This is a genomic window from Chitinophaga eiseniae, assembly GCF_900167135.1.
GTDB lineage: Bacteria > Bacteroidota > Bacteroidia > Chitinophagales > Chitinophagaceae > Chitinophaga > Chitinophaga eiseniae.
The window spans coordinates 485,671-510,611 of sequence record NZ_FUWZ01000005.1 but is presented as its reverse complement, the minus strand read 5'-3'; the positions used below and the strand labels follow the sequence as shown (position 1 = coordinate 510,611).

General features: G+C 50.1%; 21 protein-coding genes and 1 tRNA gene. 12 read left to right on the top strand and 10 right to left on the bottom strand.

Features of this window, described 5'->3' with window-relative positions:
- The first annotated feature begins 32 nt into the window (after positions 1-32).
- Complete coding sequence (locus B5D63_RS28210; protein ID WP_078672205.1) at positions 33-536, top strand: cupin domain-containing protein; 504 nt, start codon at positions 33-35, stop codon at positions 534-536.
- A gap of 95 nt (positions 537-631) precedes the next feature.
- Entirely contained in the window at positions 632-1,252 is a 621-nt protein-coding gene (locus B5D63_RS28205) for a DUF4230 domain-containing protein (RefSeq protein ID WP_078672204.1), read from the top strand.
- On the opposite strand, the gene B5D63_RS28200 is transcribed toward B5D63_RS28205, so the two are convergent.
- The gene (locus tag B5D63_RS28200; RefSeq protein ID WP_078672203.1) at positions 1,253-1,972 is read right to left on the bottom strand and encodes a hypothetical protein; all 720 of its coding nucleotides are present in this window, start codon (positions 1,970-1,972) and stop codon (positions 1,253-1,255) included.
- Between the two features lie 462 nt (positions 1,973-2,434).
- Here B5D63_RS28200 and B5D63_RS28195 point away from each other — a divergent pair, with 462 nt between their 5' ends.
- Complete coding sequence (locus tag B5D63_RS28195) at positions 2,435-2,752, top strand: RNA recognition motif domain-containing protein (RefSeq protein ID WP_078672202.1); 318 nt, start codon at positions 2,435-2,437, stop codon at positions 2,750-2,752.
- Positions 2,753-3,019: 267 nt separating this feature from the next.
- Here the strand turns inward: B5D63_RS28195 and B5D63_RS28190 are convergent, their stop codons facing one another.
- The 4 genes from B5D63_RS28190 to B5D63_RS28175 all read right to left on the bottom strand — a co-directional run bounded on the left by B5D63_RS28190 (position 3,020) and on the right by B5D63_RS28175 (position 6,750).
- Positions 3,020-4,360, bottom strand: coding sequence for a dihydrolipoamide acetyltransferase family protein (locus B5D63_RS28190; RefSeq protein ID WP_078672201.1), 1,341 nt, complete (start codon positions 4,358-4,360; stop codon positions 3,020-3,022).
- Positions 4,361-4,432: 72 nt separating this feature from the next.
- Complete coding sequence (locus B5D63_RS28185; protein ID WP_078672200.1) at positions 4,433-5,680, bottom strand: CinA family nicotinamide mononucleotide deamidase-related protein; 1,248 nt, start codon at positions 5,678-5,680, stop codon at positions 4,433-4,435.
- Positions 5,681-5,794: 114 nt separating this feature from the next.
- The gene (locus B5D63_RS28180; protein WP_078672199.1) at positions 5,795-6,205 is read right to left on the bottom strand and encodes an acyl-CoA thioesterase; all 411 of its coding nucleotides are present in this window, start codon (positions 6,203-6,205) and stop codon (positions 5,795-5,797) included.
- A 125-nt stretch (positions 6,206-6,330) separates the two neighbouring features.
- Positions 6,331-6,750 carry a DoxX family protein gene (locus B5D63_RS28175; RefSeq protein WP_078672198.1) on the bottom strand — a complete coding sequence of 140 codons (420 nt, stop codon included), beginning with the start codon at positions 6,748-6,750 and terminating at the stop codon, positions 6,331-6,333.
- A gap of 232 nt (positions 6,751-6,982) precedes the next feature.
- Between B5D63_RS28175 and B5D63_RS28165 the strand changes: the two genes are divergently transcribed.
- The 3 genes from B5D63_RS28165 (at position 6,983) to B5D63_RS28155 (ending at position 12,834) form a co-directional block, all read left to right on the top strand.
- Positions 6,983-10,063 carry a tetratricopeptide repeat protein gene (locus B5D63_RS28165; RefSeq protein WP_078672196.1) on the top strand — a complete coding sequence of 1,027 codons (3,081 nt, stop codon included), beginning with the start codon at positions 6,983-6,985 and terminating at the stop codon, positions 10,061-10,063.
- Positions 10,064-10,116: 53 nt separating this feature from the next.
- Entirely contained in the window at positions 10,117-11,766 is a 1,650-nt protein-coding gene (locus B5D63_RS28160) for a TonB-dependent receptor (protein ID WP_078672195.1), read from the top strand.
- Between the two features lie 114 nt (positions 11,767-11,880).
- Positions 11,881-12,834: an HU domain-containing protein gene (locus B5D63_RS28155; protein ID WP_078672194.1), complete on the top strand. Its 954-nt coding sequence runs from the start codon at positions 11,881-11,883 to the stop codon at positions 12,832-12,834.
- A gap of 3 nt (positions 12,835-12,837) precedes the next feature.
- Here the strand turns inward: B5D63_RS28155 and B5D63_RS28150 are convergent, their stop codons facing one another.
- Together B5D63_RS28150 and B5D63_RS28145 are read right to left on the bottom strand one after the other, a co-directional pair.
- On the bottom strand, positions 12,838-13,734 hold the full coding sequence (locus tag B5D63_RS28150; protein WP_078672193.1) for an SDR family oxidoreductase: 897 nt from the start codon (positions 13,732-13,734) through the stop codon (positions 12,838-12,840).
- Between the two features lie 194 nt (positions 13,735-13,928).
- Positions 13,929-15,983, bottom strand: a complete 2,055-nt coding sequence (locus B5D63_RS28145; protein WP_078672371.1) for a prolyl oligopeptidase family serine peptidase — start codon at positions 15,981-15,983, stop codon at positions 13,929-13,931.
- 200 nt (positions 15,984-16,183) lie between these two features.
- Here B5D63_RS28145 and pfkA point away from each other — a divergent pair, with 200 nt between their 5' ends.
- Both pfkA and pyk read left to right on the top strand, forming a co-directional pair.
- The gene (gene pfkA, locus B5D63_RS28140; protein WP_078672192.1) at positions 16,184-17,164 is read left to right on the top strand and encodes a 6-phosphofructokinase; all 981 of its coding nucleotides are present in this window, start codon (positions 16,184-16,186) and stop codon (positions 17,162-17,164) included.
- Positions 17,165-17,176: 12 nt separating this feature from the next.
- Complete coding sequence (gene pyk, locus B5D63_RS28135) at positions 17,177-18,667, top strand: pyruvate kinase (RefSeq protein ID WP_078672191.1); 1,491 nt, start codon at positions 17,177-17,179, stop codon at positions 18,665-18,667.
- A gap of 100 nt (positions 18,668-18,767) precedes the next feature.
- On the opposite strand, the gene B5D63_RS28130 is transcribed toward pyk, so the two are convergent.
- Entirely contained in the window at positions 18,768-19,925 is a 1,158-nt protein-coding gene (locus B5D63_RS28130) for an MFS transporter (protein ID WP_078672190.1), read from the bottom strand.
- Between the two features lie 123 nt (positions 19,926-20,048).
- On the opposite strand from B5D63_RS28130, the gene B5D63_RS28125 reads away from it, so the two are divergent.
- The 4 genes from B5D63_RS28125 to B5D63_RS28110 all read left to right on the top strand — a co-directional run bounded on the left by B5D63_RS28125 (position 20,049) and on the right by B5D63_RS28110 (position 23,330).
- Positions 20,049-21,404: an NAD-dependent succinate-semialdehyde dehydrogenase gene (locus B5D63_RS28125; protein ID WP_078672370.1), complete on the top strand. Its 1,356-nt coding sequence runs from the start codon at positions 20,049-20,051 to the stop codon at positions 21,402-21,404.
- Positions 21,405-21,411: 7 nt separating this feature from the next.
- On the top strand, positions 21,412-22,371 hold the full coding sequence (gene coaA / locus B5D63_RS28120; protein WP_078672189.1) for a type I pantothenate kinase: 960 nt from the start codon (positions 21,412-21,414) through the stop codon (positions 22,369-22,371).
- A gap of 92 nt (positions 22,372-22,463) precedes the next feature.
- Positions 22,464-23,198: an MBL fold metallo-hydrolase gene (locus tag B5D63_RS28115; RefSeq protein WP_078672188.1), complete on the top strand. Its 735-nt coding sequence runs from the start codon at positions 22,464-22,466 to the stop codon at positions 23,196-23,198.
- 59 nt (positions 23,199-23,257) lie between these two features.
- A tRNA-Lys gene (locus B5D63_RS28110) sits at positions 23,258-23,330 on the top strand.
- A gap of 116 nt (positions 23,331-23,446) precedes the next feature.
- On the opposite strand, the gene B5D63_RS28105 is transcribed toward B5D63_RS28110, so the two are convergent.
- Entirely contained in the window at positions 23,447-23,638 is a 192-nt protein-coding gene (locus B5D63_RS28105; RefSeq protein ID WP_449384860.1) for a transposase, read from the bottom strand.
- A gap of 109 nt (positions 23,639-23,747) precedes the next feature.
- On the bottom strand, positions 23,748-24,758 hold the full coding sequence (locus B5D63_RS28100; protein WP_078672369.1) for a PDDEXK nuclease domain-containing protein: 1,011 nt from the start codon (positions 24,756-24,758) through the stop codon (positions 23,748-23,750).
- Positions 24,759-24,941: the final 183 nt, after the last annotated feature.

The following is a 24,941-nucleotide window of genomic DNA, read 5'->3' as shown; positions in this document are numbered from 1 at the left end:
TCATTCTATTACCCCCATCAATTTGGTGCTATATGCAATATTCTGCGGCCCACTGGCGCGACCAACTAAAACTGCAACCACACGTGGAGGGCGGCGCCTTCCTGGAAACGTACCGTTCTGACTGGATGCTGGACATGAGCACCCTGCCGGCTGGCATGGGTGGCAACCGCAACGCATCTACCTGTATTTATTTCCTGCTGGAAGAAGGTCAGTTTTCTGCGTTTCACCGTATTGCCGCCGATGAAATCTGGCATTTCTATGATGGCCATACGCTTACTATTTATGAAATTGAACCCGGCGGGCAGCTTCAGGCGCATAAACTGGGCCGTGACATTGCCAACGGGGAAAACCTGCAGGTCATCATCCGTGCCGGCAACTGGTTTGGCTCCCGCGTGGAAGTGCCCGGCGGTTATGCCCTCACCGGCTGCACCGTAGCCCCCGGCTTCGACTTCGCCGATTTTGAGCTGGCTGACAAAGCCACTTTACAGGCCGCCTATCCGCAACATGCCGCGCTGATTGACAGCCTCACGCGGTAAACTAACGTTAACGATTAAACGCATATGATACTCCCGGCTTTTTATTAATTTACAGCCGGACAGGCGTTGTTTGTCCCGTTTTTCAAATCATCCTCATGAAAAAGATCCTCTATATTGCCGCCTTTTTGTTACTGGCTGCCCTGCTGTTCTGGCTGGGCAAACGTTTTGGTTCCACGAATGTCAGCGAGCAGGTGATCTCCAACAGCACCATCGTGAAAGAGATCGCAGAACTGGCCAGCCTGGACGTACGGGGCACCTCCAGCATCAAGCGGAGCAATATTGAAGACAGTGGCGGATGGAGTGATAATCTGAAAAAAGCCTTCCTGGAAAACACCGTCTGGGTGTCTATCCCCTATCAGGCTAAATACGGGGTGAATATCGACAGCAGTAAATTTTATGTGGAAGTGAGCAACAAAAAAATCATTGTCCGCCTGCCGGAACCCAGGCTGCTGAGCTACGAGCTGAAAGTGGACCGGATGGAAACCGCCAACCGCAAAGGATGGTTCCTGTTCCAGGACGATGAAACCTATACCGCTGTACAGAAGAAATTATACCAGACCTCCCGCGATCAGCTGCAAAACAACCAGATATACATCCAGCAATCCAAAGACAAGATCCGGAAGGTGATGGAACAATACTACGCCCCGTTCCTGAAAGACCATACCCTTGAGGTGCAGTTTGGCGCCGCGGGTACCGCCACTCCGCCGTTGGACTGATCAGGCGGCATTGAGCGCAATGTACCGCACGAGGCTGCGTTTGGCCACCGGCAACAACGTTTCGTTGACCGGCACCACCAGAGAAGTTTCCACACAGTATACGGCCGGATTCGGTAACTGATTGTTTTTCCGGATCAGAATGGTTTTGATGTGTTCGCAGGTATGTACCAGGTCTTTGGTATAAGCCTCCAGGTACTCCGTGCGGATACCCCGGAATTGTTCATCGTGCCGTTCAAAAATAGTCAGGTGATAACTGTACACCAGCGTGTCGCTGTAGCGTCCGTCGCACAACAGCAGGTATCCCGACGTGTTTTCCAACGGCACCAGTCCCACCGGTGAAATCCGCAGTTTATCCTGCACAAACTCATAGATTTCCGTTCCGTCGCGAATGGTATCATTCATCGCCGAAAGAGCGTAGGCGATAATTTCCTCCAGCTCCTGCATCAGTTCATCGTCTGCACTTACTTTTTCATACAACAGCAGCAGTTTCTCCAGGTCTATGCCGGTCAGGCGTTTGGGAAACTGTTGCTCCATCAGTTGTTTGTTTTCCCGGAACGCCCGGAGGTTGTTAAAATGAAAGATGATGTCAGCCAGCTGGGGATACAGCATGTTTTGATTAAAGGCACGGTGAATTTCCTGCAGGTAGGACAACAAGGTGTATTTCTTCAGTTCAAAATCGATATACCCGTCCGCAAACCAGGTTTCGCTCAGCTTTCCCATACGAAAATGAATTTAATGGTCAGCTTTAATTTACGAAAAAAAGGGGACAAAACCCGGGGCGGCCCCACCCCTTTGAAATGCTTTGAAATGCCTTGTTCCGGGAGCAACAGGCGGAAGAAATGACGCAAATTTTCCGGGACAACGGCAACATAAAACGGACAACAGCGGAAAATATCGTGCGCCCGTCAGCCTGATTGACCCGCAAATGACAGCATGGAAGCGTCATTTAGCGCCTTATTCATATGAAAAATAAAAACAATAACTAAGTAATGGAAGGCATAAAACGGAAACTATCCCCGACGGTGTAAAAACAGCGCAGAATGTTTACTGTAGAGGATTTCCACATGATTGCCTTCACCTGTGGCGATGCTTGCCGGAAATATTTTTTAACCATCACTACTTTATTAATGTTTATTTCATAACTTCAGTATATTATTTTTCATTTTTTTAATTTCAGTTATCATGAACATTTACGTAGCCAACCTGCATTATAGGTTGACCGATGAGGATCTGCATCAGATCTTCAGCGATTATGGAGAGGTTACCTCCGCTAAGGTTATCAAAGACCATGAAACAGGCCGCTCCCGTGGTTTCGGTTTTGTGGAAATGCCTAATCAGGAAGAAGGAGCCAAGGCTATGGATAGTTTAAACGGCAGCGAGATAGAAGGCAAGCAATTAATGGTAAACGAAGCAAGACCTAAACAGCCGAATAATAATTTCAAAGGAGGTGGTAATCGTGGTGGCGGAGGAGGATATGGCTCCCGTGACCGTCGTTACTAAACCCTTATTCGGGCACAAAGGAATTGAAGAGGCGCTTTAAACGGCGCCTCTTTTTTATTGGGGGATTTTTGATTTACTGATTTTTTGATTTACTGATTTTTTGATTTACTGATTTTTTGATTTTTTGATTTCGGGAGATGATCGACCAGGAAATGATTGCCATAAACTGGAAGACCGATGCGATCCTATCGCATCGGTCTTCCAGTTTATATTCGATTTATAATCCACAAAATCAAAAAATCCGTAAATCAAAAAATTTCAAAATGATCATACGGTTCTTTTCGGGTCGAAATTTTCCAGTTCCTGTGCTACGGCGGTCAGGAAAGTGGCGCCGAGGGAGCCGTCCACGATACGGTGATCGTAGGACATGGACAGGTACATCATGTGGCGGATGGCGATGGAGTCGCCCAGTTCGGTTTCTATCACCACGGGGCGTTTTTTGATGGCGCCTACCGCGAGGATGGCTACCTGCGGCTGGTTGATGATGGGTGTTCCCATCAGGCTGCCGAAAGTGCCTACATTGGTGAGGGTGAAGGTACCTGCCTGGGTATCTTCCGGTTTCAGTTTGTTCTGACGGGCAGCATTGGCCAGGCCGTTGACCTGTTTGCTGAGGCCGGTCAGGTTGAGCATATCCGCGTTTTTGATCACGGGCACGATCAGGTTGCCGGAAGGTAAGGCGGTCGCCATACCGATATTGATATCTTTTTTGATAATGATTTTATCGCCGTCGAGTGAGCAGTTGATCAGCGGGAAACGTTTGATACATTTCACGATGGCTTCGATGAACAGCGGGGTGAAGGTGAGTTTTTCGCCTTCTCTTTTTTCGAATTCGCCTTTCATGCGGTCGCGCCATTTCACCATGTTGGTCACATCGGCTTCTGCGAAGCTGGTCACGTGCGGGCTGGTTTGTTTGCTCATCACCATGTGATTGGCGATCAGTTTGCGCATGCGGTCCATTTCCACGATTTCCACGTTGCCGTTATAGGTAGGGGAAGCAACGGTGGTGACTGCCGGCGTGCTGCGTACAGCAGCAGCGGCGGCGGCGGGAGCGGCAGGTTCCGCAACGGGTGTTACGTCAGGGACTACCTTACCTTCTTTACGATCGGCTACATACTGGAGGATGTCTTTTTTGGTAACGCGGCCGTCGCTGCCGGAACCGGGAATCCTTTCCAGGTCGGCGAAGCTGACGCCTTCCTGTTGAGCAATGGTGAGCACGAGCGGGGAATAGAATCTGGCACCACCGGCAGCAGGCGCTGCGGGGGCAGCGGCAACAGGGGCAGCGGAAGGTACGGCGGCGGCAGTGAATCTCGGCTCGGAGGCCGCTGCCGGCGTTTCTGGTACAGGTGCAGGAGTGGCCGCTGCATCGGCATTGGTATTGATACGGGCTATCACAGTGCCTACCGGTACTACATCGTTTTCTTTGAAGAGTACTTCGGAGATGGTCCCTTCCGCGATAGAGGGGACTTCACTGTCCACTTTGTCCGTAGCAATTTCCAACACGGTTTCATCCACTTTTACGTGATCGCCCGCCTTTTTATGCCAACGCAAAATGGTGGCTTCCATGATGCTTTCTCCCATTTTTGGCATTACCAATTCTACAATGGCCATAAGATTGTTTTTAGCTTTAAGTGTGGACAAAAATAAGGGAATTGTATCAATTCAATCAGCAGGCCCTGCGGCTTATTCCAAAATGAGCCTGCGCAGCTCATTCATGGCGTAAACTGCGGTCATCTGGGTGTTCCGTTCCCGGTCATACCGCAGGTGATATTTGATGGTCGTCATTTTCTCACGGTTGCCCACCGCCACCCATACGGTGCCGACCGGCTTTTCCGGTGTACCGCCATCGGGGCCCATAATGCCGGATACGGCTATGGCATAATCTGTTTCCAGCAGCTGTAGCGCGCCGGCCAGCATTTCCTTTACTGTTTCCTCACTCACCGCGCCATAAGTCTGCAGCGTCTCTGCCTTTACGCCCAACAACTTCATTTTCATCTCATTGGCATAGGTAATGGCGCTGCCTTTATAATAGGCGGAGCTTCCCGGTACCGCCGTGATCCAGGTGGATATCTGTCCGCCGGTACAACTTTCCGCGGTGCCAACCGTCTGGCCTCTTTCTTTCAGCAGTTGCCCCAACACCTCCCCGATCGAAATATCCTGATCAGTGACAGTGATATCCGGCAACAGGGCCGCCAGTTCATGGAAATACACTGTCAGTTCAGCCGCCGTGGTGACCTTGTCTGCCCCGAAAGCGGTAAGTCGCAGTTTCAGCAGGCTGTAGCTGGGCAGGTAGGCCAGTTTGATATGCGGGGGCAGTTTGGCTTCGAAAGGGGCGATGCGTTCCGCCACAAAAGACTCTCCCATGCCGGAAGTGATGAGCGTACGGTGCACAACGGCGGGCGTATTAAAATGTGCCGCCAGCTGCGGCAGCACGTAACTTTCCATGATACCTTTCATTTCATGCGGCACGCCCGGCATAGACACATAGATCTTACCGTCTTTTTCGAACCACATACCCGGCGCCGTGCCTCTTTCGTTGGCGATCACCGTGCAGGATTCCGGCACCATGGCCTGAGCCACGTTGCGCTCCAGTATCGGCAAGCCGCGGCTTTCGAAGATATGAAGCACCCGCTGCAGTGTGGCTGCATCCTGCACCAGCCGTGTCTGGAAATACTCACAGAGGGTAGGCTTGGTGATATCGTCGGCCGTAGGCCCCAGTCCACCTGTAATCAGTACAATATCAGCCACTTCGGCTTCTTCGGCCAGGGTGGCCAGAATATCTTCCTTCACATCGCCAATGGCTACACGCCGATGCACCCAGATACCTAACGCATTGAGTTCCTGCGCCATCCAGGCGGAATTGGTATCAATCGTTTGTCCTATCAGCAGTTCATCACCAATGGTAATGATGCTGGCGGTTATTTTGCCCATAAACAATTACGAGTTACGAATTACGAATTACGAATGGAGGGCCTGTTATGTGGCTATAGTTGCGAACTAAGGCTTATAATAAGTCCTCAATTCGTAATTCGTAATTCGTAATTTCTAATTAAAAAATGGTTCCAGCCGTTCTTTCAGCGCTTCCGGCAGGCCTGCTTTCTGTTTGGTTTTCACATCGATGAACACCAGGGTGGTCACGCCTACGTTCAGCAATTCTCCTTTTTCGTTGTATAGTTCACTGTGAAACTGTATCCGTGAGCTTTTCGGCAGCTCTTTTAATATAGTCTTCACCGTTATCAAATCGTCGTAATAGGCCGGCCGCAGGTATTTTACATTCAGTTCCGCTACCGGCATGATCACGCCCTGTTCTTCCAGCTCGCGGTAGCTGAAACCCAGCTCCCGGATGGCTTCCGCCCTGCCTACTTCATAATACAGGCCGTAATTGCCGTAATAGAGATATCCCATCTGGTCTGTTTCCCCATATCTTACCCTGATCGTCGTTATACTGCTAAACATGATTCCATTTTTTTATTTTGATATTTTCTTATTTTGATATTGTTATTTCGATATTTTCCAATTTAAGAACACCTGGGCAGCCTGCAAATAAAAAAATATCAAAATGAAAAAATACCGAAATGCTGTTATTTGCCCAATGCACCGTCAACAGAGAACTTGCCCGGACCGGTAAACAGCACCACCAGGAAAGCCGTCAGGTACATCAGCGGCAACTCTATCTTATCAAAATTAAGCGCCAGCAGATCGGCCTTATGCACCATCCCCAGGATGACGGACATGCAGATCACCAGCGGCACGGCGGCCAGCCTGGTCAACAATCCGAGCATCAGAAAAATTGAACAGAAAACTTCTGCAAAAACGGTCATCCCCAACGAAAATTTGTGCCCTACCCCCAAAGGATCGGGGAAAGTATTCATTTTGGCAGCAAAATTGATCAGTTTGGGCCATCCGTGCAATAACAACAGGCCGCCGAACATCAGTCGTAATATCAGCATAGAGAAGCTCACGGCACCGCCGGTATAGCCGGTTGAGAATAGTTTTCTCATAACAGGTAAGGTTTTTGCGCTATAAAAATATTTGCCGCAATATAGCGCAATAGCCTTTTCCGGACATCCGGAGTTATCCACATTGTTGGAAAACCGATCAGAAAAGAAAGGATATTACTTTTATATTTGCCTGGTTTGTGTCCCTGATACTGTTCCGTATAATACCTGGCGGGAAAATATTTCCGGCAGGGATTCGTTTTAAACGCATAATTCAAGATATAACAGCAAAAGCATGCAGTTCATAAGAAAAGTTTATATTCCAGGACATCTGTACTTATCCATGCTGACTTTCGCCGGCGCAGGTATCGCTGGGATGCCCGCTGCCCACGCGCAGCAAACGCGTATTTACACCGAGCCGGAAAAAGTGTTCAAAGATGCACAACAGTACTTCCAGCAGGAAAAGTACAGCGTATCCATGCAGCTTTTCAAGCAAACGATCGACAACATCGATTATTTCCATGAAACCAACCGCGACCTGGTAAAGTCCGACGCCTACTATTATTACACCGTATGCGCGCTTAAACTGGGACAGGGCAACGCAGAAAAAACAGCGCTGGAATACCTTAAAATATTCAACAACAACGCCCGCGAACAGCTGGTGAGCTATCAGCTGGGAAAATATTATTTCCACCAGAACAGGTTCAAAGACGCCATCCCGCTGTACGAAAAAGCCAGCATCGACAACCTCTCCAATGAGGAAATAGCCGAAGCCAAATTTGAGCTGGCCTACTGTTACTTCAACGTCAAGGATTTCCAGAAAGCACAGCCGCTGTTTGCCAGCATCCGGGAAGTACAGGGCAAATACTACGTGCCGGCCAACTACTACCACGGCTTCATCTCCTACTACAACCATCAGTACGGCGATGCGCTCAGCAGCTTCCAGAAAGTAGTGGAAGATCCCAAGTACAAAAACATCGTACCTTACTACATTGCTGAGATCTACTACTTCCAGGGCAAACACGACCAGCTGATCTCCTACACGGAGCCCCTGCTCCGGCAAGGCGGCCAGTACTACGAAGCAGAGATGAAACAACTGCTCGGTAAAGCCTACTTCGAACGTAAAGACTATAAAAAAGCCCTGCCCCTGTTGCAGGAATTCCAGGATAATGCCGACGAAGTACGTAATGAAGACATCTACCAGCTGTCTTATTCCTACTATCAGACCGGCAATCTCAACAAAGCCATCACCGGCTTCAAACAACTCAGCAGCGCCAAAGACTCCCTGGGACAGAATTCCATGTACCTGCTGGGAGACTGCTACCTGCGCACCGGCCAGAAAGCCAACGCCCGCAATGCCTTCGCCTTCTGCGCCAACAACAGCTCCAACGCACAGCAACAGGAAATTTCCCGTTTCAACTACGGCAAACTCTCCTATGAGCTGGGCTACCAGGACGCTGCGCTCAACGAGCTGACGCAGTTCGTTAAAAACTACCCGCAGTCGCCCTATAACAAAGAAGCCCGCGAAGTCCTCGTGAGCCTCTTTATGAACACCAACAACTACCGCGACGGCCTGGCCACCATCGAACAGATCCCCGATAAAAACCCGGCCGTACTCAAAGCCTATCAGAAGATCGCCTACGGCAGGGCTACCGAGCTGATCAACGATCAGCAGCTGGCAGAAGCCGACCGTCTGCTCGATATCGCCATCAACAACCCTTACGACGCGCAAACCAAACAGCTGGCCCAGTTCTGGAAAGCAGAAATAGCCCTGCGCCAGAATAAAACAGACAAGGCGATCACTAACCTGAACGCCTATCTGGGCGGCACCCCGCCGGTATCCGGCGAAGCCAACCCGCAGACCGCCAGCTACAACCTCGGCTACAGCCTGCTCAAACAGGACAAATACGCCGAAGCGCTGCCTCATTTCGAAACAGCACAACGCGCCAGCGGTCCTAACGCCACCAGGATTTCCACCGACGCCGCCCTGCGCGCCGCCGACTGTTACTATATGCTGCGCCAGTTTCCGAAAGCGCTTTCGCTGTACGACCGCATCATCAGCAACAATGAACCGGGCGCCGATTATGCTATTTACCAGAAAGCCATTATCCTCGGCCTTCAGGGTAAACAGGCCGATAAACTGGCCCTGCTGAAACAACTGGGCAACAAGTTCCCGTCTTCCGACTTCAGCAACCAGACAGACATGGAAATCGCCAACACCTATCTCTCCCAGGAGAAATACAACGAAGCGATCCCCTACCTGGAAAACGTACTGCAGAAACAACCCAACGGCGCCAACGCCCCGCGCTCGCTGCTGAAACTGGGCCTCTGCTACTACAACAAAGACAACGAAAGCAAAGCCCTCGCTTACTATCGCCAGGTGGTGGAGAAGTTCCCCGGCTCCCCGGAAAGCAATGAAGCGCTGCAAAGCATTAAATCTATCTATGTTAGTCAGGGTAAAACGGACGACTATCTCGCATTCCTGAAAGCCAGCGGCCGCACCGTGACTGCCACCGCAGAAGATTCGCTCGCTTACGCCGCCGCAGAAGCCCGTTTTACGAACAACGACTGCTCCGGCGCTATCACCGCTTTCGACAGCTATATCCAGAAATATCCCAACGGCCAGTTTATTCTGCCCGCCCATTTCTATAAAGCCGAATGCTCTTATAACAACAAAGATTACGCAGGCGCGTTGCCGGCTTATGAATTTGTGTTGTCCCGCAACAACAGCCTGTACGCCGAGCGTTCAGCCCTGCAGGCGGCCAACATTAATTTCTACCAGAACAAAAGTTACGATAAGGCGCGCAGCTACTACCTGCAGCTGCAGGACCTGGCCACCAGCAAAGAGAACAGCCTGGCAGCCACCCGCGGCCTGCTGCGCAGCAACTACCAGCTGAAACACTGGGACGAAGTAGGCAACTACGCCGAAATGCTGCTGTCTACCGCCAATATCAGTACCGACGATCAGATCATCGCCCACTTCTACCTGGGTAAAGCGCAAAAAGAAGCGAAACAATACGCCAACGCACTGGCTGAATTTAAAACAGTGGCCGGCATGACCAAATCCGAAACAGGCGCCGAAGCCCGTTACGATATGGCCGACTGTTACCTGCAGCAAAACGATCTGGCAGCCGCTGAAAAAGCCGGCTTCGACGTGATCAAAAACACGCCTTCCTACGATGTGTGGGTGGCCAAATCATATATCCTGCTGGGTGACGTGTATTTCCGTCAGCAGGACTACTTCAACGCCAAAGCCACTTTCCAGAGCATCGCTGAAAACTGCCCCATTCCGGAGCTGAAAGCCGAAGCAAAGGAAAAATTCGCCAAAGCGGAAGCAGCAGAAAAAGCAGCCGGAAAAAAACCTAAGAAACAGTAGCCATTTGGAAATTTTCAAATTTTCAAATTTTGAAATTTTAAGATTACGACAGCATGAATATTCTCAACATACATCGCAAACGCGCTTTTACCATAGCAGGCATGTGCCTCGCAGGCATCCTTCATCAGCAGCAGGCATGGGCACAGGAGCCGCTGAAACAGGAAACGATCGATATCATTTCCACCAATCAGCCTAAACTCCGCGACGCCTATAAACTGAACCTGACCGCCTCCCTGCCGGGAGTGGACACCAGCAGGCCCATGTTAAAATACCAGGTGCCGGCCCTGAACCTGAACTTCATGTACCAGGCCGCCCCACTAAAACCACTGGCATTGGGCAAAGATTCCCTGTCGCTGTTGCAAAACAATTTTGTCAAACTCGGTTACGGCAACTATAAAACGCCGTATGTGCAGGCAGGCTTCGGCAGCGGCCGCAAAGACCTCTACAACTACGGCCTGTTTGTTAACTACACCAGCTCACAGGGCAAAGAGATATCCGACCAGAACTACAGCAACCTCAATGCGCTGGCTTCCGGTTCGTACCTGCTGCCCGGCCTCCAGATGGACGCAAGCCTTGGCTACGACCGCAACACCATCCACTACTACGGGTACAACCACGACAGCGTCAAATACGACAAAAAAGATATCGCGCAGACTTTTAACACTATCACGGCACAGGTGGGACTAAAAAACCGCCCGCAGAACGACTGGGCGTTTCAGTTTCAGCCAACAGTGAAGTTCATCGCTTTCAACGATTCGTATAAACGCACGGAAAATACTTTCATCGCCAGGATACCCGTGCGCAAGCAGGTGTTTGAAGACATCTACATCAAAGCCGAAGGCGTTTTTGATCTGTCTACCTACAAACAGGACAACGGCCGTAACATCAACAACAATGTGGTGGCCATCCATCCGGCAGTAGACATCATCAAACCGGGATTTGTGCTGCATGCCGGCGTAAACCCCACCTGGACCAATGATAAGTTTTATCTGCTGCCCGACATCGTGAACGAGTCGCACCTGGTACGCAAGAAACTGATCCTGAGCAGCGGCTGGATTTCCTATTTCGATAAGAACTCTTACCGCAACCTGGCCAACAAAAACCCGTTCCTCAACGGCCTGGTGGATGGTATCCTCAACACCCGCGTGGAAGAGAAATATACCGGTATCAAAGGTACGCTGGGCGGCCACTTCAACTACAACACCAAGTTTGCGGCTGTAACCTGGTACAACATGCCCCTGTTCGTCAACGACGCCACAGACATGAAATATTTCACTACCCGCAACGAAGAGCAGTTACGCGCTTTCCAGCTGCATGCGGAAGTAGGGTATATTGAAGAAGAAAAATTCCAGGCAAGGGTAACTTTCGACTGGTACAATTACAACAAACAGGAGACGGAAGTGAAACCGTGGCACCTGCCTCCTTTCCAGGGCGACCTGTTTGTGCAGTATACGCTGGCAAAGAAGCTGCACCTGAATGCCGACCTGTTTGCCCTCAGCGGCAGTTATTACCAGCTGCCAAACAAGGACTTTGGTAAAACGAGCGGCGCGTGGGACATGAACGCCGGCGCTTCTTACGATATCGGCAAAAACTTCAATGTATGGCTGAACGCCAACAATATCTTTAACTCCCATTATCAGCGCTGGTACCTGTATCCGACCTACGGTTTCAACATCGTGGGCGGAATTATGGTGAAGTTCTGATTTTGAGTTAATTTAGTTGCACGCAAAGACACGAAGCAGCAAAGCGCAAAGAATGATATTTGCTGCTTTGCTGCTTTGTGATTTCATAGGAATATTAACCACAAACACCTCTTCATGTTGACACTACAGCAATATATCCAGGAAGTATTGTTCAGGCAGCGGATTTGCGTTGTTCCCCACATCGGTACGTTCTCCATCCAGCATTTCCCCGCACGGTATAACGCCGGCGCACAAACGTTGCTGCCTCCGCGCGACCAGGTGGTTTTCACCCAGTCGTGGCAGGACGACGGCTCCTGCCTGGAATGGATAGCCCTGAAGGAGAACCTGGTCCCTGCTGTAGCCCAGCGGAAGCTGGAGAAGTACATCGAAGAGTTTAAGGAGGCCCTGCAACCGGGGCAGGCGCTGGAGCTGCCGGGTATTGGCAAGTTACAGGGCGATTTTGCCGGCAATCTGCATTTTCATGCCGAAGAGCTGCCGGTAGACCCTGCCGATCTGCCGATCACGCCCATACAGCGGCAGGAACCTGCTGCGCCGTTTACCCCGCCGGCCACAACTCCTATGGCGGAAGAGCCGCCTGTACCGCCGGTTTCCGCTCCTGTAGAGCCGGTTATGACGGAAGAAGAGGAAAACACGCTGGAAGCAGTGACGGAAGGCAGTATTTTCAAATGGTGGTGGGCCGTGGCCGGCGCCTTGATTTTACTGGGCGGCCTGGCTGCCTGGTGGTATATTGGCCGTCAGGGGGGTGGTAATACGCCCGCCAGCCCCCCTGCAGCGCCGGTAACAGCAGACACAACACAGCAGGCCATGCCCGACAGTAGTCTGGCTGCAACGCCTGCTGCGCCGGACTCCATCTCTTATTTTATTGTGCTGGAAGAATTCCCCGACAGCCTGACAGCCGCTAAGAAGACCGCCAAACGACAGGCCTGGGAACAGCCTGTGGTGATGATCCAACGGGGCAATCGCTATAAAGTAGCGGTACCGGTAACGTCTTTACCGATAGATACCACGAGTGAATTACAGGCTAAAAGAAGTAAATACGGTATCAATAAGGCCTACCTGGAGTATTGATGCTTATTTGATTTCCGCGGCTACGATATCCAGCCCTTCCGCAAAAGAATGTGGCTTATATCCCAGTTCATTGATCGCCTTATCGATGACCAGGCCGGTTTTGGCCGGGCGGGCGGCAGGCTGGGAAAGGCTTCTGGAGCTGATCTTTTCGATCAGGCTGGTATCCAGCTGGAAGTATTCGGCCGTTTTAATGGCCATATCATAGGGTGTCAGGACTTCGCTGCCGGAGATATTGAACATACCGGTAGCTTTCTTCTCTGCCAGTAACAGGCATCCTTCCGCCAGGTCCTGGCACAGGGTAGGCGTACGCCACTGGTCGTCTACCACTTTTATCTTTTTACCCTGCTGGAGATTATTTTTCACCCATGTGATCATGTTGCTGCGATGCGGATCGTTGGAGACGCCATATACCAGCACGGTACGCACGATGGCCCATGACAGCTTGCTGTTACGCACCAGTCTCTCCGCCGCTGCTTTACTGGTGCCGTAATAATTGATGGGGTTGACCGGCGCCTCTTCGTCATAAGGGCCGTTGAGCCCATCAAATACAAAGTCAGTCGAGAGGAAAATAAAGGAGGCGTTTATTTTTTCCGCTGCGTTCACGAGGTAGCGCGTAGCGCCGACGTTCGTATCCCAGCAGGCGTCTTTATTTTTTTCGCAGTCGTCCACCTGGGACATGGCCCCGCTGTGGATGATCAGGTCGGGCTGATGTTTCTGTACCAGCTGCTGCACGCTGCCGGCATCCCGCAGGTTTACCGCTTCGTAAATGTAATGGTCGCGTTGAGGGGAACGGTTAGCACCTCTGCCGGTGGCTATTACATCGTATGTCTTGTTTTGGACGAATACCGAAATCAGGTGTTGACCCAGCAGTCCATTGCTACCTGTAATTAATACCTTCATAATGCCATATTAGTACGCTGTCTTTAAAGATAAGAAAACAATTACGAATTACGAATTACGAATTACGAATTACGAATTACGAATTACGAATTACGAATTACGAATTGGGGGGCTTTTAATGGAGGGCTATTTAAGCAACCGCTCCGTAAGGCAGCCCTGAATTCGTAATTCGTAATTCGTAACTCGTAATTGATTTACATGCCCAGGTTATACATGGTGAAAGACCATATGTCTGTCGCCTCATCGATCAGTTTGGACGTAGGTTTTCCTGCGCCATGTCCCGCCTGTGTTTCGATGCGGATCAGCACCGGGTTGGGGCCGGCATTGCAGGCCTGCAGCGTGGCGGCGAACTTAAAAGAGTGCGCCGGCACCACACGGTCGTCATGATCGGCGGTAGTCACCATGGTGGCCGGATAAGAGACGCCCGGTTTCAGGTTATGCAGCGGAGAGTATTTCAGCAGGTATTTAAAATCTTCTGCGTTGTCGCTGCTGCCATATTCCACCGCCCAGGCCCAGCCGATGGTGAATTTCTGGAAGCGCAGCATATCCATTACGCCTACTGCCGGCAGCGCCACTTTGAAGAGATCGGGGCGTTGCGTCATGCAGGCGCCTACCAGCAGGCCGCCGTTGGAGCCGCCGCGGATAGCTATTTTAGAAGGATTGGTATACTTTGTTTTCACGAGGTATTCAGCGGCGCCGATGAAGTCATCGAACACATTTTGTTTCTTTTCCTTCATACCGGCTTTATGCCATGCCTCTCCGTATTCGCTGCCCCCGCGCAGTGCTACTACCGCATAGGTACCGCCCTGTTCCATGAAGTAGAGGTTGGACACGCTGAAACCGGGTGTCTGTGCGATGTTGAAACCACCGTAACCGTAGATCAGTACGGGGTTATTGCCATTATTTTTCATGCCTTTTTTGGAGGACAGGAACATGGGCACTTTGGTACCGTCTTTACTGGTAAAGAAAACCTGTTTGGTTTCATATTCGTCCGGATTAAATTTCACCGCTGCTTTGTTGAATAGGGTAGTTTTGCCGGATTTGATATCATAGCGGTAAATGGTGGGTGGCGCCACAAAAGAGGTGTAAGCGTAGAACAGCTCCTGGTCTTCTTTTTTACCGTCGAAGCCACCCGCGGTACCGATGCCCGGCAGTTGGACTTCATGTTCGGGGCGGCCGGTATAATCATATTGATATACGCGGGTAGAGGCATCTTTCAGGTAAGAAAGGAACAGTTTGCCGCCGGCGTTGCCTACATTTTGCAGCACTTCTTTCTTTTCCGGCACGATCACTTTCCAGTTGGTTTCCGCCGGGTTGGCCGGATCTACCAGGACGATCTTATAATTGGGCGCCTCGTGGTTGGTGAGCAGCAGCAGTTTGTCGCCGGCATTGTCTATAACAGCTGGTTCGTAGGAGAACCCTTTCACCAGCAGGGAGAAATCTTTCTGCTCCGGGTTTTGCATATCGCGGAACCACAGTTCCCTGCCGGAGGTGCCTTCTGTTGTGGAGAGGATAAGGAAACGTTCATCTTCCGTTACGCTGACGCCAGCGTTGCGGAGCGGATGGTCTTTATCCATATATATCAGTTCATCCTGTTCCTGCGGCTGACCGATTTTGTGAAAATATACCTTTTGGAATTCGTTCTTTCCGGACAGTTTGTTTTGTTCGTCCGGTTTGTCGTAACGGCTATAGTAGAAGCCATCGCCTCTCCAGCTGATGCCGCTGAATTTGATCCATTCCAGTTTATCGGAGAGCAGCTGGCGGGTGGCCACGTCCATTACATAACCTTCCTGCCAGTCGGACCCTGCTTTTGCGATCAGGTAAGCCGCGTATTTACCATCTTTAGAGAAGGCGAGGGTCCCCAGGGCGGTGGTGCCGGCGGCTGACAGTTTGTTAGGATCTATAAATACCTCCGGGGTACCGTCGGGGGTGGCGCTGCGGTACAGTACGGACTGGTTCTGGAGGCCGTCATTTTTAAAGAAGTAATAATAGTTACCGTGTTTAACGGGGGCCCCTGTTTTGGGGTAGTTCCATAGTTCTTCCAGTCTTTTTTTAACGGACGCGCGGAAAGGGATGGTAGCGAGGTAATCCTGTGTTACCTTGTTTTCGGCGTCTACCCAGGCTTTTGTTTCGGTGCTGTGGTCGTCTTCGAGCCAGCGATAGGGATCGGGGATGCGGGTCCCGTGGTAATTATCTACGGTGTCTGTTTTTTTGGCAACCGGATATTGCCAGTTTTTTTGTTGTGCCATACCTTCCAAAGTCATTAAGCTCATGCCTAATATCAACCAACTCTTATTAGTCTTTTTCAACATGCCTATATTTTTTAAAAAAATTAGCTACTTTGTTTGATTAAAATTAAATATTTAGGTTAATTCATAAGATAACTGTTAGAAAACAATTGCAAAATGTTATTTTTGTGCGCCTTTAAGATATTTTTTTAGCAATTTATATGAAAAAATTGAACAACATTGCAGTCCTTACCTCCGGCGGAGATGCCCCGGGCATGAACGCAGCCGTTCGTGCGGTGGTAAGAACGGGCATTTATCATCAGCTGAATGTGTTCGGCGTCATGTATGGATATAGGGGAATTTTGAAGAATGAGATTTTCCCGATGGAGTCCAAATCAGTAGCCAACATTATTCAACGTGGAGGCACCATCTTAAAGACCGCCCGGTGCAAAGAGTTCTATGAATATGAAGGGCGAAAAAAGGCTTATGAAAATCTGAAGAAGCACAACATTGACGGGTTGGTAGTGATCGGGGGAGATGGTTCGTTCAATGGGGCGCAGAAGTTCAGCCAGGAATTTGACATTCCGTGTATAGGCTTGCCTGGTACTATTGACAAGGACATTGCGGGTACTGACTTCACCATTGGTTTTGACACGGCGGTTAACACTGCGATCGAGGCCATTGACAAAATCAGGGACACTGCAGACGCGCATGACCGGCTGTTTGTGATCGAGGTAATGGGCCGTGACGCCGGTTACATCGCATTGCACAGCGGTATCGCCACTGGTGCCGAGCATATTATGATGCCGGAACGCAAAACCGAATTACACGACATTATCGAAGAATTGCAGGCTAATGAGCGCCGCAAGAAACTGGTTAATCTGATCGTGGTAGCCGAAGGGGATGAAACCGGAGGCGCCAATGAAGTAGCACGCCGTATTAAAGAAAGTTGTCCGCAACTGGATACCAGAGTATGTATCCTCGGGCATATCCAAAGGGGAGGTTCTCCCACCTGTACCGACCGTATCCTGGCCAGCCGTATGGGCTATGCCGCTGTAGACGCCCTCCTCGAAGGTATTCACAATGTGATGATCGGGATCGTAAACGACAAGATCCATTATACCCCCCTGGACAAAGCCGTTAAAGCAAAACAGGAAATTGACCCCGAATGGTTTAAGATTGTTAAAATTCTTGCGAGTTAAAAAATAAGACTTATGAGTACAAAGGATCTATCGAAATACTATCACAAGCAGATGGACAACGCTGCCGGCAGAGCACACTCTTCCCGCAAAACGAAAATCGTGGCCACTGTTGGCCCGGCCTGTGATACCTATGAACAGCTGCTGGCACTGGTGAAAGCGGGCGTGAACGTATTCCGCCTCAATTTCTCCCACGGCTCGCATGAAGATAAACTGCGGATCATTGAATACATCCGTCAGATCAACAAAACCGAACCTTACAACGTAGCCATGCTTGGAGACCTTCAGGGACCGAAACTCCGCGTAGGTGAAATTGAAAATAACGCCCTGCCGCTGAAAAAAGGGGATATCCTCACCTTTGTAAACGAAAAAGTGGTGGGCAACATGGAGAAAATCTATGTTTCTTACCCTGACCTGTATAAAGATCTTCGCATTGGCCAGAAAATCCTGCTGGACGATGGTAAAATCGAAACCGTAGTAAAAGAGCTGTTGCCTGCTACCGGTGAAATCAAAGCAGAAGTAAGCTTACCCGGCGTACTGTCTTCCAAAAAAGGTTTTAACCTGCCAGACACCAAGGTATCCTTACCTGCGCTGACAGAGAAAGACATCGTGGACCTGGAATTCATCATTGACCAGGAGCTGGACTGGGTGGCCCTGTCTTTCGTACGCAGCGTAAAAGACCTGGCTGATCTGCGCAAGCGCCTGGAAGCAAGGAACTCCAAGATCAAAGTGATCTCCAAGATCGAAAAACCGGAAGCGATCCAGAACCTGAAAGAAATCATCTGGGAAAGTGACGGCGTTATGATTGCCCGTGGCGACCTCGGCGTGGAGCTGCCGGTAGAGCAGATCCCGATGATCCAGAAAGATATTATCCGTAAATGTATCCACCGTGCGAAGCCTGTGATCGTGGCTACGCAGATGATGGAGAGCATGATAGACCGTACCCGTCCGAACCGTTCTGAAATCACCGACGTGGCCAATGCCGTACTGGAAGGCTCCGACGCCGTGATGCTCAGTGGTGAAACCGCTACCGGTCAGTTCCCGGAACTGGTGATCCAGACCATGAACAAAATCATTATGGAAGTGGAAAAAGAAGCGATCATTTACAACCGTAACCTGATCCCTCACCGCCACTCCCCTACTTTCCTCAGCGACGCGCTCTGCTACAACGCTTGTAAAATCGCGGAAGACCTGGATGCAGATGCCCTCATCGGCATGACCCAGAGCGGCTATACCGGCTTTATGCTGAGCAGCTACCGTCCGCGCTCTCCGCTGTATGTATTCACCAAAGAAAGAACGCTGGTGAACCAGCTGAGCCTCAGCTGGGGTGTACGCGCCTTCTACTACGAAGAAGAAGAAAGCCTCGATGATATCGTATTCGATCAGATCAATATCCTGAAAGAAAGAGGTTTCATCAAAGTGGGCGACGTGGCCGTAAACACCGGCAGCACGCCGGTGAAACTGCACCTGCCGACCAACATGCTGAAAATTACGCGTGTAGAATAGTTTTTCACGATTATTCTTAGCGATATCCTACAAAGGGAAAGCCCGAAGCAGTTGCTTTGGGCTTTCCCTTTTAAACAGTTTCCTGTCAATATTATAGAATTTATTTCTTTTTATAGGTCGCCAGGTAAATCGCCAGCGCAGCGAGTATCAACAACGTGCCTGCAAGACATACCCCGTTCCACTTGCCGACAGACCATACCCACAGTCCTATTCCGGAGCCGAGGGAAGTACCGATAAAGCTGGTCGTCATAAACACGGTATTCAACCGGTTACGCGCTTCCGGCACCAGTGCGTATATGCGTGTCTGATTGGACACATGGATGCCCTGTAAGCCCAGGTCTATCGCGATGATGCCGACGATGATCCCGATGATGTTTGCCTGGAAGACATAAAACATCGCATAACCGGCGAGCAGGAAGATGATACCGTACCCGATGGCGATGCGCGGGTTCTTTTTATCGGCGATGCGTCCGATCAGCGGCGCCCCCAGTGCGCCGGCGGCGGCGGCAAGGCCCATAAGGCCTATCTGTTCGCTCGTATACCGGAAGGGTGGCTCAGACAACAGGAACACAACGGTGGTCCAGAACATGCCGAACATCGCAAAACAGCAGGCGTTGATAGCGGATGCTTCTCGCAGCATCGGTTGCTCTTTTGCCAGTGTAAACAGGGATTTCATCAGATCGCCGTAGCTACCGGTGAACTGTGGTTTGCTTTGTGGAAAGGAGAAGACCATAATGACCACCAGTAATGCGCTGATGCCTGCCGCGATGAAGAACATGGCGCGCCAGCCCCAGTGGTGGCCTACTACGCCGCTCAGGGTGCGGGACAGGAGAATACCGACCAGCAGACCGCTCATAATGGTACCGATCACTTTTCCGCGGTTGGCCGCATCTGTCAGGTGTGCCGCCAGCGGGAGGATAAGCTGGGGTACTACCGACGTGAAGCCGATCAGGAGGCCGGTGATTTTCAACATCAGGATGTTTTGGGAGAAACCTGCCGCGGCGAGGGCTGCTACCGCTGTGGCGGTCATGGCAATGATCTGCCCTTTACGCTCGAGCTTGTCACCCAGGGGTACGCAGAAGAGGAGCCCCAGCGCATAGCCTACCTGTGTGAGAAAAGTGACCTGCCCGGCATTGGCTTCAGACACGCCGAATTCCTGGCTCATCAATACCAGCAGCGGCTGGCTGTAATAAATATTAGCGACGATCAGGCCTGTACACAAGGCCATGATCATGATATTCCATCTGCTTAATGCCATAAAACCTGTCTTTTGGAGGTGCAAAGATACAGTTCTCCGTTCATCCTTGCCCGAAAGTCTGTTTAATATGAAATGGCTAAATTTGTGATTATTTCACTGCTTACGGGCAAAAAGGTTACAGCTATGTTTACAAGTATCCATCCGTTTACACAGAAGACCATTGCTGAATACAAGCCGCACACCAAAGCGGAAATCGAACAGAAGCTACTGACAGGAGAAAAGGCCTACCGTACGTTGTTGCAGGTACCGCTGGAACAGCGCCGGGAATGGATGATGCAGGTTGCCCGTTCACTGAAGGAGAACGTGGAAACACATGCTACGCTGATCACGCAAGAGATGGGCAAAACGCTGAAGGAAGCCCGCGCCGAAGTGCTGAAATGTGCTTCCACCGCCGAATACTTCGCCGAAAACATCACTGAAATATTACAGCCGCGGCCTATACCCTCCGACGCCTATAAGAGTTACGTCAGTTATGAGCCGAAGGGCATCATCCTGGCGATCATGCCCTGGAATTTCCCCTACTGGCAGGTTTTCCGTTTTGCCATCCCCAATATATTAGCCGGCAATACCGGGTTGCTGAAACATGCCAGCAATGTGAGCGGCTGTTCACTGGCCATCGAGAAAGTGTTTATGGAATCAGGATTTCCCGAGGGTGTTTTTCAGTCGCTGCTCGTATCCTCCAAAGACCTGGAGCCGATAGTAGCCGATCCGCGGGTACAGGGCGTAACGCTGACCGGCAGCACCCCTGCCGGCAAAAGCGTGGCCGCACTGGCAGGCAAATACCTGAAGAAAACAGTATTGGAGCTGGGAGGCAGTGATCCGTTCATCGTGTTGAAAGATGCCGACCTGGAAGCCGCTGCGCGGACGGCCGTACAGGGACGTATGCAGAATGCAGGGCAGTCCTGCATCGCCGCCAAACGCTGGATCGTAGAGAAAGAGATCGTGCCTGCGTTTACCGCGGAAGTGCGCCGGCTGCTGGAGCATCTTCAGCAGGGCGATCCTATGCTGGAGAGCACCAACATGGGGCCCATGGCCCGCCCGGACCTGGCGGAGGAACTGGGCAAACAACTGCAGGACACCATCCGCCAGGGCGCCAAACTGGAATTGGGCGGCACCTATGAAGGATGTAACTTTGCCCCCACGCTGCTGACAGGTGTCACCAGCGATATGACTGCTTTCCGGGAAGAGACCTTCGGCCCGCTGGCGGTGATCATTGAAGCGGCCGACGAAGACGAGGCCATTGCGCTGGCCAACGAGACCGATTTCGGCCTTGGCTCCGCGCTCTGGACCAGCGACCTGGATAAAGCCGCCCGCCTCTCCTCACGGATAGAAAGCGGCAACGTATTTATCAACGCCATGGTGCGCTCCGATGCCCGCCTGCCTTTTGGCGGCGTGAAACAATCGGGCTATGGCCGGGAGCTGTCACTGGAAGGCACACACGAATTTTTGAACATCAAGACTGTTTATATACAACAATAACTGTAAAATGACCACGTCCCTTAAACGAGAACGATATACTCCCTATATCACTTTCTCCCGTGAGGAATGGGCAGAGACAAGCGGTGACGCGCTGCTCCAGCTGCAGGACTACTACGACCTGGAACAGCTCCACGGTATGAACGAACCGCTTACGCAGGAAGAAATCACCCAGATATACCTGCCGCTGGCCCACCTGCTCAACTTATACGTAAAATCCTCACAGGCGTTGCATAAAGCCACCAGCAGCTTCCTTGGCAGCCAGGTGCTGAAAGTGCCCTATATCATCGGCATCGCGGGCAGCGTGGCCGTGGGCAAAAGCACCACCGCCAGGGTATTGCAACGGCTGTTGCAGGCATGGCCTGATCATCCGCGGGTGGACCTCGTCACCACTGACGGGTTCCTGTATCCCAACAAAACGCTGGAAGCCAATAATATCATGAACCGCAAAGGTTTCCCTGAAAGTTATGATATCAAAAGGCTGATCCATTTCCTCGCCGATGTAAAATCCGGTAAAGAACGCGTGGCTGCGCCGCTCTATTCCCACCTGGAATATGACGTGCTCCCCGGCCAGCTGCAGTGGATAGAACAACCCGACATCGTGATCGTAGAAGGCGTGAACGTGCTGCAGGTACGACCGCGCCAGCAACAGAAAGACCCGGCCATCTTCGTGTCTGATTTCTTCGATTTCTCCATTTATGTAGATGCCGCAGAAAAAGATATCCGTAAGTGGTACATCTCCCGGTTTGAGTCCTTACGGGCCACCGCCTTCCAGAACCCCGAGTCTTTCTTCCACCGCTACGCCCACCTGTCAGATACCGCCACCGTGGAACTGGCCACGCAAATATGGGAAGACATCAACAAACCCAACCTGGAGCATAACATCGCTCCCACCCGCTACCGCGCCAGCCTGATCCTGGAAAAAGGACATCATCATTTTGTGCAGTCGGTAAAACTGCGGAAGGCATAAGCGTTTATTCATTAGCGTTATATGACAACAGGTCCGTGCTTAGCAGGCACGGACTATTTTTTGCGCTATATTTGTTGCAAATTTTCACTGTCATGCATATTCATTTTCTCCGCCACGCTACCGTAGTGATAGCATGGGGTACACATAAGATCCTGGTCGACCCGATGCTCAGCCACAAAGACGCGCTCGATACAGTGCCCAACGCCGCCAACACCCGCCGTAACCCTCTCATCGACCTGCCGCTCAGCCATACCGAACTGGCAGCGCTGCTGGACACCATCGATGCGGTGATCGTCACCCATCTTCACCGTGACCACTGGGACGTGGCCGCGCAACAGCTGGTGCCTAAACACCTGCCGCTGTTCTGCCAGCCGGAAGATGTGGAAAAACTCACCGCACAAGGCTTTACACAACTGATCCCCGTTCACGACACCACCACCTGGGAAGGAATTCGTATATCCCGCACCGGTGGACAACACGGTACCGGCGATATCGGTAAACTGATGGCGCCCGTATCCGGCTTCGTACTGGAAGAAGGCGCCGACCGCCTCTACATCGCCGGCGACACCATCTGGTGCGACGAAGTAAAAGCTACGCTGGACCAGTACCAACCTACCGACACCATCGTTAACGCCGGCGCCGCACAGTTCCTTACCGGCGATCCCATTACCATGACAGCAGAAGATGTACTGCAGGTGCTGCAACACCCTGCAAACACCCGCGTAACCGCCGTACATATGGAGGCTATCAATCATTGTTACTTGACAAAAGAAAAGCTGAAAGCCACTATCGGCGATAGTTTCGGGGATAGATTGTTTATTCCGTAAAATATTTTTTTGGAAGTATGGAATAATTATATACCTTCGCGCTCCAATCAATTGAAAACGATTCCGTAGCTCAGTTGGTAGAGCAATACACTTTTAATGTATGGGCCCTGGGTTCGAGTCCCAGCGGGATCACAGACAACTTGCAAACCTCGCGCTAGTCGCGGGGTTTTGTTTTTTTAGTTGAGCGTTTAGTCGAGCTCCTTTTATATAACGGATCAAGTTGAAAGGTTGGGGGATAGCGTAAAAAGTTAAGCATATAATTTAGTTAATCGGTAGAGAAAAAATTCTATATCCCGTACACCTCTTAGCGCATTTCTAAAGGATTTTATTTTGGCATTAAAAGCCTCTGCAGCAGCATTTGTCGCTCTGTTATTGAAGAAGTTGAGGATGCCCAGATAATGAGTTCTGATAGTCCTGGCAACGGTTTTGATGGATAATATCCCCTTAAAAGAACAAAACCTTTGACCAGCACAGGTTTTGGAAAGTTTCTGTGATCCCGCTGAGACTATATCCTTCTGGAATAACTTATTTTATACCAGAACCGTTTTACTAATTTCTGCTTTCAATTTGTTCACGGATCAACTGTTTTTCTCTCTCTAGTTCGGCTCTCAATTCTTCTTCAGTTGGTAAAACAAGTCGGTACTTCGATGCAAATAATTGTTTATTTTCTTCAAGTATGCTGTACTTTACTATCGTATGATCTTTTTCGGCACAGAATATTATTCCAATCGTTGGATTATCACCCTCTGTTTTTTTCAGGTCTTCGAACATACGTACATACATATCCATTTGCCCGATATCTTGATGTGTTAATTCATTGATTTTCAAATCAATTAATACGAAACACTTTAAAATGTAGTTATAAAACACCAAATCTATATAAAAGACTTTTGTGTCAGTTTTAATTCGATATTGCCTGCCTACAAATGAAAATCCTTTACCTAATTCCAGTAAAAACGATTGCAAATTACTAATAATGGCGGTTTCGATCTCGCTTTCCGAATATCCTGTTGGCCGCTCCAATCCCAAGAATTCTAAAACATACGGGTCTTTAATAATATCGCTTGATATAACCTTTTCCATGTGTAGCTCATCTCTTAATGCAGCACTTTTATTTTGTGTAGATAATAAGCGTTCATAATATAGTGTATTGATATTGCGTTCCAACTGCCGGGTACTCCATGATTGCGCAGCAGTTTCGCTTATATAGTAATCCCGTGCAGTTGAGCTTTCTACACGCAATAATATTCTATAATGCGTCCAGGTCAATTCGGGACGCAGTGCGTCCCGAATTGGAAATGTCTGGTAAAATTGCCTTATACGACGCAACTCCCTTTCTTCAAATCCTTTTCCAAACTCTATTGTCAAATGTTTGGCCAATTCTTTCAATAAAAAGGTTCCATAATTAGTTTTTTCATTTCCATTTTGTTCTTCCTCAATAATACGTTTGCCAATCTGCCAATAAGCATCCACCATTGTAGAACTAACAGCAGCATATGCTTTTTGCCTGGCAGCTGAAAGCATTTTTCTAATATCTGCAAGAAATGATTTCTCAAGCATAAACAATGACCATTGTTTGGGCTTTCAAACTTACTGAAAAATTCAATAATGGCAGGACACATAAAGTGAACGAATTAAAAAAGGATACACTAAAAGTAAAACTGTTTTATGTATCCTTTTTTGGGATCAAGTTGAAAAGTTAGGGGATAGCGTAAAAAATAGTTTTTTTGCGTCCAACTAAGA

Bases quoted from the DNA above. Each gene is read 5' to 3' on its own strand.
- B5D63_RS28210 (WP_078672205.1), top strand. From the start codon at position 33: ATGCAATATTCTGCGGCCCACTGGCGCGACCAACTAAAACTGCAACCA.
- B5D63_RS28205 (WP_078672204.1), top strand. From the start codon at position 632: ATGAAAAAGATCCTCTATATTGCCGCCTTTTTGTTACTGGCTGCCCTG.
- B5D63_RS28200 (WP_078672203.1), bottom strand. From the start codon at position 1,972: ATGGGAAAGCTGAGCGAAACCTGGTTTGCGGACGGGTATATCGATTTT.
- B5D63_RS28195 (WP_078672202.1), top strand. From the start codon at position 2,435: ATGAACATTTACGTAGCCAACCTGCATTATAGGTTGACCGATGAGGAT.
- B5D63_RS28190 (WP_078672201.1), bottom strand. From the start codon at position 4,360: ATGGCCATTGTAGAATTGGTAATGCCAAAAATGGGAGAAAGCATCATG.
- B5D63_RS28185 (WP_078672200.1), bottom strand. From the start codon at position 5,680: ATGGGCAAAATAACCGCCAGCATCATTACCATTGGTGATGAACTGCTG.
- B5D63_RS28180 (WP_078672199.1), bottom strand. From the start codon at position 6,205: ATGTTTAGCAGTATAACGACGATCAGGGTAAGATATGGGGAAACAGAC.
- B5D63_RS28175 (WP_078672198.1), bottom strand. From the start codon at position 6,750: ATGAGAAAACTATTCTCAACCGGCTATACCGGCGGTGCCGTGAGCTTC.
- B5D63_RS28165 (WP_078672196.1), top strand. From the start codon at position 6,983: ATGCAGTTCATAAGAAAAGTTTATATTCCAGGACATCTGTACTTATCC.
- B5D63_RS28160 (WP_078672195.1), top strand. From the start codon at position 10,117: ATGAATATTCTCAACATACATCGCAAACGCGCTTTTACCATAGCAGGC.
- B5D63_RS28155 (WP_078672194.1), top strand. From the start codon at position 11,881: ATGTTGACACTACAGCAATATATCCAGGAAGTATTGTTCAGGCAGCGG.
- B5D63_RS28150 (WP_078672193.1), bottom strand. From the start codon at position 13,734: ATGAAGGTATTAATTACAGGTAGCAATGGACTGCTGGGTCAACACCTG.
- B5D63_RS28145 (WP_078672371.1), bottom strand. From the start codon at position 15,983: ATGGCACAACAAAAAAACTGGCAATATCCGGTTGCCAAAAAAACAGAC.
- pfkA (WP_078672192.1), top strand. From the start codon at position 16,184: ATGAAAAAATTGAACAACATTGCAGTCCTTACCTCCGGCGGAGATGCC.
- pyk (WP_078672191.1), top strand. From the start codon at position 17,177: ATGAGTACAAAGGATCTATCGAAATACTATCACAAGCAGATGGACAAC.
- B5D63_RS28130 (WP_078672190.1), bottom strand. From the start codon at position 19,925: ATGGCATTAAGCAGATGGAATATCATGATCATGGCCTTGTGTACAGGC.
- B5D63_RS28125 (WP_078672370.1), top strand. From the start codon at position 20,049: ATGTTTACAAGTATCCATCCGTTTACACAGAAGACCATTGCTGAATAC.
- coaA (WP_078672189.1), top strand. From the start codon at position 21,412: ATGACCACGTCCCTTAAACGAGAACGATATACTCCCTATATCACTTTC.
- B5D63_RS28115 (WP_078672188.1), top strand. From the start codon at position 22,464: ATGCATATTCATTTTCTCCGCCACGCTACCGTAGTGATAGCATGGGGT.
- B5D63_RS28100 (WP_078672369.1), bottom strand. From the start codon at position 24,758: ATGCTTGAGAAATCATTTCTTGCAGATATTAGAAAAATGCTTTCAGCT.